This window comes from Pseudomonas sp. GW456-E7, assembly GCF_059424105.1.
This window is the reverse complement of record NZ_JBWKZB010000087.1, coordinates 1-10,666: the sequence shown is the minus strand read 5'-3', so window position 1 is coordinate 10,666 and position 10,666 is coordinate 1. Positions and strand designations below refer to the sequence as shown.

General features: G+C 62.1%; 11 protein-coding genes. 7 read left to right on the top strand and 4 right to left on the bottom strand.

What is annotated here, in order from left to right; all coding sequences use genetic code 11:
- Positions 1-1,222, bottom strand: a 1,222-nt coding sequence (locus AC07YV_RS29155) for an acetyl-CoA C-acetyltransferase (RefSeq protein WP_102702726.1), incomplete at its 3' end; no start/stop codon positions are given.
- A gap of 221 nt (positions 1,223-1,443) precedes the next feature.
- On the opposite strand from AC07YV_RS29155, the gene AC07YV_RS29150 reads away from it, so the two are divergent.
- Both AC07YV_RS29150 and AC07YV_RS29145 read left to right on the top strand, forming a co-directional pair.
- Positions 1,444-2,796 (top strand): 3-oxoacyl-ACP reductase, encoded by a 1,353-nt coding sequence (locus tag AC07YV_RS29150; protein ID WP_102702725.1) that lies wholly within the window; start codon positions 1,444-1,446, stop codon positions 2,794-2,796.
- A gap of 2 nt (positions 2,797-2,798) precedes the next feature.
- Entirely contained in the window at positions 2,799-3,653 is an 855-nt protein-coding gene (locus AC07YV_RS29145; protein WP_102702724.1) for a MaoC family dehydratase, read from the top strand.
- A gap of 451 nt (positions 3,654-4,104) precedes the next feature.
- On the opposite strand, the gene AC07YV_RS29140 is transcribed toward AC07YV_RS29145, so the two are convergent.
- Positions 4,105-4,518 (bottom strand): response regulator, encoded by a 414-nt coding sequence (locus AC07YV_RS29140; protein ID WP_007980910.1) that lies wholly within the window; start codon positions 4,516-4,518, stop codon positions 4,105-4,107.
- 65 nt (positions 4,519-4,583) lie between these two features.
- A complete protein-coding gene (locus tag AC07YV_RS29135; protein ID WP_102702723.1) occupies positions 4,584-4,793 on the bottom strand; it encodes a Flp family type IVb pilin in 210 nt (69 codons plus the stop codon).
- A 322-nt stretch (positions 4,794-5,115) separates the two neighbouring features.
- Between AC07YV_RS29135 and cpaB the strand changes: the two genes are divergently transcribed.
- The 5 genes from cpaB to AC07YV_RS29110 all read left to right on the top strand — a co-directional run bounded on the left by cpaB (position 5,116) and on the right by AC07YV_RS29110 (position 10,434).
- Positions 5,116-6,060 carry a Flp pilus assembly protein CpaB gene (cpaB, locus tag AC07YV_RS29130; protein WP_102702722.1) on the top strand — a complete coding sequence of 315 codons (945 nt, stop codon included), beginning with the start codon at positions 5,116-5,118 and terminating at the stop codon, positions 6,058-6,060.
- A gap of 119 nt (positions 6,061-6,179) precedes the next feature.
- The gene (locus AC07YV_RS29125) at positions 6,180-7,370 is read left to right on the top strand and encodes a CpaE/TadZ family protein (protein WP_102702721.1); all 1,191 of its coding nucleotides are present in this window, start codon (positions 6,180-6,182) and stop codon (positions 7,368-7,370) included.
- Positions 7,367-8,647, top strand: a complete 1,281-nt coding sequence (locus AC07YV_RS29120) for a TadA family conjugal transfer-associated ATPase (protein WP_102702720.1) — start codon at positions 7,367-7,369, stop codon at positions 8,645-8,647. The genes AC07YV_RS29125 and AC07YV_RS29120 overlap by 4 nt, the downstream gene beginning before the upstream one ends.
- Before the next feature lie 9 nt (positions 8,648-8,656).
- Positions 8,657-9,541: a type II secretion system F family protein gene (locus AC07YV_RS29115; protein WP_102702719.1), complete on the top strand. Its 885-nt coding sequence runs from the start codon at positions 8,657-8,659 to the stop codon at positions 9,539-9,541.
- A complete protein-coding gene (locus AC07YV_RS29110; RefSeq protein ID WP_102702718.1) occupies positions 9,538-10,434 on the top strand; it encodes a type II secretion system F family protein in 897 nt (298 codons plus the stop codon). Before AC07YV_RS29115 ends, AC07YV_RS29110 begins: the two co-directional genes overlap by 4 nt.
- On the opposite strand, the gene AC07YV_RS29105 is transcribed toward AC07YV_RS29110, so the two are convergent.
- On the bottom strand, positions 10,431-10,666 hold a 236-nt coding region (locus AC07YV_RS29105), incomplete at its 5' end, for a DUF6124 family protein (protein WP_102702717.1). The two genes, AC07YV_RS29110 and AC07YV_RS29105, sit on opposite strands and share 4 nt — an antisense overlap.

Below are 10,666 nucleotides of genomic sequence, written 5' to 3'. Positions count from 1 at the left end.
GCCCCCGCCCCTTGCCCGCCGCATCCAGCAACTTCGCCAGGTTGGCAACGATGCGCCCACCGGTGGCGGCAAACGGATGCCCCGCCGCCAATGAACTGCCCTTGACGTTGAGCCGACTGCGGTCAATCGAGCCCAACGGTGCATCGAGCCCGAGACGGGTCTTGCAGTACTGCGGATCTTCCCAGGCCTTCAATGTGCACAGCACTTGCGCGGCGAAGGCTTCGTGGATTTCGTAGTAGTCGAAGTCCTGCAGGGTCAGGCCATTGCGCGCGAGCAAGCGCGGCACGGCGTAGACCGGCGCCATCAACAACCCTTCGGCACCGTTGACGAAATCCACCGCCGCCGCCTCGCCGTCACGCCAGTAGGCAAGAATCGGCAACCCTCGCGCCTTCGCCCATTCTTCGCTGCCCAGCAGCACCAGTGACGCCCCATCGGTCAGCGGCGTGGAGTTGCCCGCCGTCAGGGTGCCCTTGGCGCTTTTCTCATAGGCCGGCTTGAGTGCGGCGAGCTTTTCCAGGGTCGAATCAGGGCGCAGGTTGTTGTCGCGGGTGAGTCCCAGGAACGGCGTCATCAGATCGTTGTGCCAGCCTTCGGCGTAGGACGCCGCGAGCTTCTGATGGCTCTCAAGCGCCAATTGATCCTGGGCTTCGCGCGGGATGTTCCAGGTCTGGGCCATCAGTTCGCAGTGCTGCCCCATGGACAACCCGGTGCGCGGCTCACCGTTGCGCGGGAACTCGGGGATCAGATGTTTGGGGCGCAATTGCAGGAAGGTTTTCAGTTTGTCGCCGGTGGTTTTCGCGCGGTTGGCTTGCAGGAGGATTTTGCGCAGCCCTTCGCTGACGCTGATCGGTGCATCCGAGGTGGTGTCCACGCCACCGGCGATGCCGCAGTCGATCTGGCCCAGGGCAATCTTGTTCGCCACCAGCAACGCCGCTTCCAGCCCGGTGCCGCACGCCTGCTGGATGTCGTAGGCCGGGGTGGCGGGCGATAACCGCGAGCCGAGTACGCACTCGCGTGTGAGGTTCATGTCCCGCGCCAACTTGAGCACGGCGCCAGCGACCACTTCGCCGATGCGCTGGCCATGCAGGTTGTAGCGCTCGATCAGGCCTTCGAGGGCAGCAGTGAGCATCACCTGGTTGCTGGCCGTGGCGTAGGGGCCGTTGGAGCGGGCGAAAGGAATCCGGTTACCGCCGATGATCGCGACGCGGCGCAGCTGGGTCATATAAAGCCTCTGCAAAATTTTAAATGTGAGCAAGGTCCCCTGTGGGAGCGAGCTTGCTCGCGATGGCGGTCTGTCAGTCAAATTTTGTATGCCTGATAAACCGCCATCGCGAGCAAGCTCGCTCCTACAATGTAACCAAGCGTAGGCCTTATCTCGTGGATCGAACGACTGATCGCCATTCATGGTCCACACTTTGAACCCCAGCTTTCGGAGCGCGTTCCATGTCTGACCGCTATATCGACTTCGCCAATTCGTCCATCGGCCATCGCCTGGTCGGTGCCCTGGGGTTGCCGACACCGACTCGACTGGAGCGCTGGCAGGCAGGCCGGCTGCGGCCCGTGGAAGGTGCGCTGCTGATCGGCGGCGGGCCATTGGCGGAACAGGTCAGTGCCTTCGCCAACCGCCTGACCGACGCGATCTACAGCTACGGCACCGAGCCTTCGATGGCCACGGCCTGGATTCCCGGCCATGGACCGAAACTCAAGGCCGTGGTGTTCGACGCCAGTGACCTGCTGCACACCGATCAACTCAAGCAACTGCGTGAGTTTTTCCAGCCGCTGATGAAGAACCTCGATCACTGTGCGCACCTGGTGATTCTCGGACGCGATCCGCACACCCTGCGTGACCCGTTCGCCGCCAGTGCGCAGCGTGCCTTGGAGGGATTCAGCCGTTCCCTGGCCAAGGAATTGCGCAGCGGTGGCACCCTGCAATTGATCTACGTCGGCGAAGGGGCCGAGGCGCAACTGGAAGGCCCGCTGCGGTTTTTCCTCTCGCCGAAAAGCGCCTTCGTGTCCGGGCAGGTCATTCGCCTGAATCCGTGCTCCACGCCCGTCAGCGACTGGACGCGCCCGCTCGCCGGGCGCAAGGCACTGGTTACCGGCGCGGCGCGCGGCATTGGCGCCGCCATCGCCGAAACCCTGGCCCGTGACGGTGCCGACGTCATCCTGCTCGACGTGCCTGCGGCCAAAACCGATCTCGACGCCCTCGCCGCACGCCTCGGCGGACGCAGCATCAGCCTCGACATCTGCGCCGAAGACGCCGCCGCACAGTTGATCGAACAATTGCCCGACGGCCTCGACATCGTGGTGCACAACGCCGGCATCACCCGCGATAAAACCCTGGCCAACATGACCCCGGACTTCTGGGACGCCGTACTGGCCGTCAACCTCAACGCACCGCAAGTGCTGACCAAAGCCCTGCTCGATAGCGGCGCCCTGCACGACAACGCCCGGGTGATTCTGCTGGCCTCCATCAGCGGTATCGCCGGCAATCGCGGGCAAACCAACTACGCAGCGAGCAAGGCCGGGCTCATAGGCCTGGCGCAAGCCTGGGCGCCGCTGCTCACCGAACGCGGCATCAGTATCAACGCCGTGGCACCGGGATTCATCGAAACGCAAATGACCGCACACATACCCTTCGGCCTGCGCGAAGCCGGACGGCGCATGAGCTCCCTCGGCCAAGGCGGCCTGCCACAGGACGTCGCCGAAGCCGTGGCCTGGCTCGCGCAACCAGGCACCGGCGCATTCACCGGGCAAGCGTTGCGCGTCTGCGGGCAAAGCGTTCTGGGGGCTTGAGGATGATCACCGACTGGCACACTCTCAACCGCGAACCGAGCCTCCCGGGGTTGTACGCACGAGCGGCGACACGGCGAAAAATCACTGGCACCACCCTGCCCGATTCGGGTTTGCGCTGCTGGGTCGACGTCGATCCCAAACGCCTGGCGGCCTATCGAAAGGTCTGTGGTTTCGCCGACAACGGCCTGCTGCCGCCGACCTATCCGCATATCCTCGGTTTTGCCTTGCAGATGCAATTGCTCACGGCCAGGGACTTCCCGTTCCCGCTGCTGGGCCTGATTCACCTGAGCAATCGAATTCGCCTGCTACGCCCCATGGGCGGGGTAAGTCGGGCGCGTGTCAGCGTGCAGGTGCAGAACCTGCAACCCCACGCCAAAGGCGCGACGTTCGATTTGCTGACCACCCTTGACGATCAACTGGGGCCGTTGTGGGAGGCACAAAGCCGGATGCTCTGCCGCGGCGTCAAACTCGAGGGCGAACCGCTGGAGGAGAACCTGGTAACGAGTCTGGACATGAACGAAGTCGAACACTGGAAAGCGTCCTCGGACATCGGCCGGCAATACGCCAAGGTGTCCGGCGACTACAACCCGATCCACCTGAGCGCGGCCAGCGCCCGACTCTTCGGCTTCCCGACCGCCATCGCCCATGGCCTGTGGAACAAGGCGCGCACACTGGCGGCACTGGCCGGGCACCTGCCTGTGGCGAACGTCGAGATCGCGGTGCAGTTCAAGAAGCCGGTACGGCTGCCCAGTGAGGTGGCGTTGCTGGCCAGCGAGCCAGGGGCGAGCGGGGAGTTTGAGTTGGTGGGTGTCGGAGAGCTGGAGCACATGGTCGGGCATTGGCGGCCGGTGGCCTGATAAGCTTGCTCCTACCTTTGATTTTGACAATGTCGAAAGGGTGGAAGATCAAGATCAAAAGATCGCAGCCTTCGGCAGCTCCTACATTGACCGGGTAAACCGCGAATATCGCGGACGGACAAAAATCCCTGTAGGAGCTGCCGCAGGCTGCGATCTTTTGATTTTGTTTTTTAAGAGCGGAAGATCAAGATCAAAAGATCGCAGCCTGCGGCAGCTCCTACAGGCCGAGCGTTAGCTCGCCTGCCGCTCTTGATCTTGATCCACCCGCCCCCTCGGCAGGCTGAGCGCAGGTGATGAATACCGCAGCGAAGGAACCCCGAGCCTCAGCGAGGGGCCGTACGTTCGGGGCGAGCGTTTTTTGCTTCCTTTTTTAGGCGCTTGTAAAAAAGGGAGTCGCCGTAAGGGCGAAACCATAAGCCGCCGTTACCTAAATAACGGATATGTACTCAACTCACCCCTTAACCAAATAAACCTGCGGCAACGGAAACAGATTATTCAACGTCTCCAACAACCGCACGTGATAAATCGGCTTGCGAAAAAGATCCAGCACCTGCAAGCGCAACATATCACTGACATCGTCCATGCCCGCATGCCCCGACATCACAATCACCGGCAAATGCTCACGAGACGTATGCTCGCGCAACCGCCTGATCAACGACATGCCACTCTCCTCCGGCATGCGCAAATCAGTGATCACCAAAGCGATATCGGGATGCCGGGTCAGATGCTGCAGCGCAAGCTTGACCGAAGTGGCGGTAAAACAATTGAACCCCTCACCCTCCAGCAACTCCGCCAACTCAAGCAATGCGTCCTCTTCGTCATCCACCAGAAGCAGCTGTTGGCGTGGCTGTGCGTGAGCGTTCATGAGGTGACACCTGCAATGGACTGGGCACAAACGTTGAGATCACGTGGACAAGCCAGCCAACACACTCAAGGCGTCGGAACCAGATTGTCCTTGATGATCTGAAAAATCCCCTTTACCGCGTCGGCAATAGGCGTCATGAAAGTCACCATGACAACCGCCGCCATCCCGGCAGCAATGGCGTACTCGATACCGGATGCACCCTCGGTATCTTTGACCAGCTCTTTGTAAAGCGCGATCTCGGATTTGACCTTCTCAACAAGCTTGGAAAAAGACATGGTATTTCTCCTGGACGACGACGGGTGTTGCACGGACGCAACATGATTCCCCAGTGCCAGCACCAGCATTGTCGGCATTCCCTGGCCCAACAACTGTAAATACGCATTAACACTAAAGTATTAACCGTTTCGTTGACGTCAAAAACAGGTCGTTTTATCGCAACTTTGCACTTTCGTTAGATATTTTCCCCGCGCTAATGGCATTTTGCTCTACCTGCGCTACGGTCAAATAGCGAAATAGTTCCATGTTCATAGCTGCCTGATTGCGAAGTTGTCTCGTTGGACTTGACGGGGTTTGCGCAGCAGGAAAGGGAGAGCCTTCATGAACAGCCGTGTCACTCTGGGTCTCGCCGGATTGTTTCTGGTCGGTGCCATCATTACCGGTTACTGGGGTCTCACATTGAGTCGCCAACCGGCTCCCGAGGCCGTAGCCCAATCGACCGTCAATGCACCGCCGGCCATCGCACAAGCGCCCGTGTCGGCAAATGACCCGACCCGCCATCCCGTGGTCGTGCTGGTCAACGATGTCGCGCCCTATACGCCGATCACCGCCGCCGATGTCGTGCTGGAACAGTTGCACACCGCTCCGGCCGGCAGCCTGACCAGCCTCGACCAGGCGATTGGCCGCACCCCTTGGCGCGCCCTCACCGCCGGCAGCTGGCTCAACGACGAAAGCTTCGAAGCCGGCAGCAAGCTGTCGCGGATGATCCGCCCCAATGAACGCGCCCTGGCGGTCGCCACGGACGAAGTGGTCATTGTCGGCGGGCAACTGACCCCGGGCGACTATGTCGATGTGCTGCTGTTCCTGCGCATGGACACCCTCAATCCTCAGCCAACGGCCCAACTCGTGGTGCCGGCCTTGCGGGTGCTCGGGGTCGGCGAGCAGTTGGGGTTGACCAACGACGGCCAGCCTTCCAGCCCGGCACGCAATGCCGAGGAAAAACTCAAACAGGATCAATCGCGCGCCGCGGCCCGCACCGTGTTGCTCGCCGTTCCTGAACAACTGGTGAGCCGCCTGATGCTCGCGACCCAGGCCGGCGTGCTGCGCCTGGCCGTGCGCAGCGCCGATGAGAAACGCCTGGCGCGCTACTGGGCCGGCGAAAGCAACTCTGCCGCCAACCTGGCCAATGCCAACCGCGAGTTGTTGCAATTCAGCCAGTTGGCCATGACCGGGCCACCCAAACCTGTCACCCACTCTGTCGCCGCCCCGCGCAAGCAGAGCGTGGAAGTCATTCGCGGTATCGAGATCACCCAACAAACACCCTGAGTCGAGCAAGGATGCCTTTCCATGCGCAGACCTCTTACGCCATTGTTCAACGGCTTGATCCGGGCCACTTTGCCCGGCGGCCTGTCGGCAAGTGCGATATCACGTAGCGAGTTATCGCAATGAGCCAGAACCTGAGTCAAACCTTCCTCGCGATCACGCGCAACAGCACCGACCTGGAATGGCTGCAAGGTGCCCTTGCGCCCTTGGGCCAGGTGGTCAGCGCCGGTGGCGGCAGCCTTGACGAACTGTTGGCACTGGTGGACGTGACCTGCGCCAGCCTGGTGTTCATCGGCCTGGACCGCGACCACGTGGTCACCCAAAGCGCGCTGATCGAAGGCGCGCTGGAAGCCAAGCCGATGCTGGCGATCGTCGCGCTGGGCGACGGCATGGACAACCAGCTTGTACTCAATGCGATGCGCGCCGGGGCCAGGGATTTCGTGGCCTATGGTTCACGCTCAAGTGAAGTCGCGGGGCTGGTGCGACGCCTGAGCAAACGCCTGCCCGCTGTCGCGCCGAACACGCACCTGGGCCGCCTGACCGTGCTGTATGGCGTGCAGAGCAGCGCCGACGGCGCGTTGCTGGCCACGCACATGGCGCAAGTGGTGCAAAAAAGCGGACAGCACACGCTGCTGCTGGACCTTGGACTGCCCCGGGGCGATAGCCTGGCGCTGCTGGGCCTGGAAAGCTCGTTTCATTTCGGCGACGCATTGCGCCATTTGCGACGCCTGGACGCGACGCTGATCGACAGCGCCTTCACCAGTTGCGAGGCCGGGCTGCGCATCCTCGCCTACGCCAATGGCGATGAACCGCTGGAGCACACCAGTGCCGCCGAGCTGTACATGTTGCTCAGCGCCCTGCGCCAACACTTCCAGCACATCGTGGTAAACCTCACAGGCCAACCCGACAGCGAAGCGCTGCGCACCTTCGTCAGCCATTGCGACAAACTGCTGTGGTACACCGATCAGAACGTGCTCGACTGCCGCCGCAACCTCACGGTGCTCAACTTTTGGCGCGAAAAAGGCATGAAGCTCGATCACGCCAAACTGCTCGTGGACCGCTACCTGCGCAACGTCGCACCGGACTCCGACACCCTGGGCAAGACGTTCGGCCTGGAGATCATCGCCACCCTCGCCTACAGCCCGGAAGTGCGGCTCAACGCCAAGAACCAGGGCCTGAGCTTGTTCGAACTGGCCCCGCGCGAGGGCCTCACCCAGAGCCTGCGCGCACTCGGCGAGCGCCTGGCCAGGCACTCCGAAGGCCTGGTCAAACCCAAGACCGGCTGGTTCAACCGCTTGAGGGGCGCACAATGAGCAGTGAAAAACTCTTCGGCTCCCCCCATCGCGGCGCGGTCGGCAATACCGACCACGAAGGCCTGAAACTGGTGCTGCACCGCTACATCATCGACGCCATCGAAGAGTCAGGGAAAAACCTGCTGGAGGGCACGCGCCAGGCGCTGTCGCAATTCGTGATCGACAAGGTGGCCGAGTACATCGCGCGCTTGCACCTGGCGATTTCCCGCTATGAAATGGAGCGTCTGGCCGAGGAGATCGTCGACGAGCTCACCGGTTTCGGCCCGCTGGAAGTACTGCTGCGCGACCCGGCGGTGACCGAGATCCTGGTCAACGGTCCACACCGGGTATTTGTCGAACGCGAAGGCTTGCTGCACCTGAGTGACTTGCGCTTTATCGATTCGCACCACGTCGAACGTGTCATGCAACGGATTCTCGCGCCCCTGGGCCGGCGGCTCGACGAGTCTTCGCCCATGGTCGACGCGCGCCTGCCGGACGGCAGCCGGGTCAACGCCATCATTCCGCCGATAGCCCTCGATGGTCCGTGCCTGTCGATCCGCAAATTCCGCCAGGACATGCTCAAAAGCTCCGACCTGGTGGCGATGCAAACCATCGATCACGCGATCTTCGAATTCATTCAGGAAGCCGTGGGCAAACGCTGCAACATCCTGATCAGCGGCGGTACCGGCACCGGCAAGACCACGCTGCTGAACATTCTCAGCCAGTTGATCAACCCTCAGGAACGCCTGGTCACCATCGAAGACGTCGCCGAACTGCAACTGGGCCACCCTCACGTCGTGCGCCTGGAAACCCGTCCACCGAATGCCGAAGGTCATGGCGAAGTAAAAGCCAGCGACCTGATCCGCAACGCCCTGCGGATGCGACCGGACCGGATCATCCTCGGCGAGATTCGCGGCGTCGAAGTGGTCGATGTGTTGACCGCGATGAACACCGGCCACGACGGCTCGATGAGTACCGTACACGCCAACAACGCCCAGGATGCGCTGCTGCGCCTGGAGACCCTGGTGGGCCTGACCGGCCGCAGCATCGCCGAGCGCACCCTGCGGCAAATGATCTGCGCGGCGCTCGACGTGGTCATCCAGCTCACGCGCCTGCCCGACGGCCGCCGCTGTGTCAGTGAAGTGGTGGAAGTCGTCGGTGTGCGCGACGACGTGTATGTCACCAACACGCTGTTCCGTTTCGACCGCCATACCGGGTTCGGTTTCCTGCGAGAAGCCGTGAACCCGGCTGGCGACAAATTGCGCCGGGACTCGGCGCTGTCTCCCTCGGCGTACTGAGGCCACGGCATGCTCAAACCAGCGCTGCTCATCCTCTTTTGCCTGATCTTTCTCGGCCTGGCGCTGCGCCTGCTCTATAACGGCTTGCGCCAGACCGGCAACGAACGGATTCTGGGACGCCTGAGCCAGGGGCAACCGCTGCGGGTCGAGCACAAGTCGTCTTGGGCGGGCCTTGAGCGCGCGTTCCTGCGTGCCGGACTCGGACGCCCCACCGAACGCCTGGGTCAATGGCTGGTGTTCTGGATACTCGGAGTGCTGCTGGGAGTTGCCCTGGGTGGCTGGATCGGCGCGCTGCTGGTGCTGCTGGTGCCTCCGGTGGCGGTACGACTGTTCGTCAGCTGGCGTTACCAGCGTCGCCTCAGTCGCATGATCGAACAGCTGCCGATGTTGCTCGACCATGCCGTACGCAGCCTGAAGTCCGGACGGACCCTGGCCGATGCCGCGCTCGGCGCCATCGATGCGGCCGAAGACCCGCTGAAAAATGCCATGGGCCGGATTCAACGCAATGTGCAACTGGGGGTCAACCTGGCAGACGCCGCTTCGGACTTCGCCGAGCTGTACGAAAAAGATGAACTGCGCTTGCTCGCACTCGGCTTGAAGGTCAACCACCGTTACGGCGGCAATGCCAGTGAGCTGCTGGAAAACCTGATCAAGATGATCCGTGAACGCGAGCAAGCGGCTCGCCAGTTGAAGGCCATGACCGGCGAAACCCGTATCACGGCCGTAGTCCTGGCCCTGCTGCCAGTCTCGGTCGCAGGCTATTTTCTACTCACCAATCCGACCTACCTGCTTTCCATGTGGCACGACAGCTCGGGGCAAACCATGCTGGCGAGTGCCTTCGGATTTCAGGTGTTCGGTTGCCTGGCGCTTTGGCGCATGTTGCGTAGCCTATGAATACGAAGATGCTCTTGCTGGTGAGCGCGCTGCTGCTTTTCGGGGCTGCGCTGTTGTTGCTCAGCGCCTTGCTGGAGCAAAGCCGCCGGGCACGCCAGGTGGCCCAGCGACTGGATGGCAAGGCGCCGGGGGATAGCCACCTTACCCAACTGCTGCAAGCCCTGGGCGCCAGTCGCCTGGGGCAACAGTCGGTCAAAATGGACAACGAAACCCAGACCCTGCTCAACCGCCTGGGCTGGCGCAGCGTACGTCAACGCTCACTGTTCGCCGCCATGCAGGTGGGCGCGCCGGTGTTGGCGCTGTCCTTGTGCCTGCTGATCCAGGGACTGTTCTACCCAAATGTGGAGAATCACTGGATCGCCCCGATGCTCGCCACCAGCATGGGCTATCTGTTGCCCAAGCGCTGGCTGGCCGCCGCTGCACAGCGTCGGCAAAAACAACTGGCCACTGAAACCTCGACCTTCATCGCGCTGCTGCGCACCCTGTTCGAATCGGGCATGGCGGTGGAGCAATCCCTGCGTGTGCTGAGCCAGGAGGGCAGGCATTTGCTGCCCGCCCTGACCCATGAACTGCGCCTGATTCTGACCCGCGTCGATTCAGGCCTGGAACTGGGCGACGAGTTGAACAAGACCACCCGCTTGCTTGCGGTAGACGAGTTCACCGACACCTGCGTGATCCTTCAACAATTGATCCATCAGGGTGGCGGCGCGATGAAGTCCTTGCTGGCGCTCAAACAGCTGCTCGACGACCGGCGCCTGACGCGCCTGCAGGAATACATCTCCAAGATGTCCGCCAAAATGTCCGTCGTGATGATGCTGTTTCTCTTCCCGGCGTTATTGATCGTCCTGGCCGGCCCGGGCTTCACGGCCCTGGGTCGGGCCTTTGTCCACTAATCCTGCGGATCGAGATTATCCAGCGCCCGGTTCACCGCCAGCTCACCCAGCATGATCACCTGCGCAATCCCCAGCATCGTATTGCGCTGCGAGCCCTGCAGAAACCCCGCGAAATCACTCGCCATCACACTCGCCGACGCCAGTGATTCACAGGCGTGGGCCAGCAGGGTTTCGGTGTTGATGTCCGGGGCGATGACGAACATCGTGCTGGGTTTGCGGGGGACAGGTTGGC

Excerpts from the sequence above, each read along its gene's own strand:
- AC07YV_RS29150 (WP_102702725.1), top strand. The coding sequence starts at position 1,444 with ATGTCTGACCGCTATATCGACTTCGCCAATTCGTCCATCGGCCATCGC.
- AC07YV_RS29145 (WP_102702724.1), top strand. The coding sequence starts at position 2,799 with ATGATCACCGACTGGCACACTCTCAACCGCGAACCGAGCCTCCCGGGG.
- AC07YV_RS29140 (WP_007980910.1), bottom strand. The coding sequence starts at position 4,518 with ATGAACGCTCACGCACAGCCACGCCAACAGCTGCTTCTGGTGGATGAC.
- AC07YV_RS29135 (WP_102702723.1), bottom strand. The coding sequence starts at position 4,793 with ATGTCTTTTTCCAAGCTTGTTGAGAAGGTCAAATCCGAGATCGCGCTT.
- cpaB (WP_102702722.1), top strand. The coding sequence starts at position 5,116 with ATGAACAGCCGTGTCACTCTGGGTCTCGCCGGATTGTTTCTGGTCGGT.
- AC07YV_RS29125 (WP_102702721.1), top strand. The coding sequence starts at position 6,180 with ATGAGCCAGAACCTGAGTCAAACCTTCCTCGCGATCACGCGCAACAGC.
- AC07YV_RS29120 (WP_102702720.1), top strand. The coding sequence starts at position 7,367 with ATGAGCAGTGAAAAACTCTTCGGCTCCCCCCATCGCGGCGCGGTCGGC.
- AC07YV_RS29115 (WP_102702719.1), top strand. The coding sequence starts at position 8,657 with ATGCTCAAACCAGCGCTGCTCATCCTCTTTTGCCTGATCTTTCTCGGC.
- AC07YV_RS29110 (WP_102702718.1), top strand. The coding sequence starts at position 9,538 with ATGAATACGAAGATGCTCTTGCTGGTGAGCGCGCTGCTGCTTTTCGGG.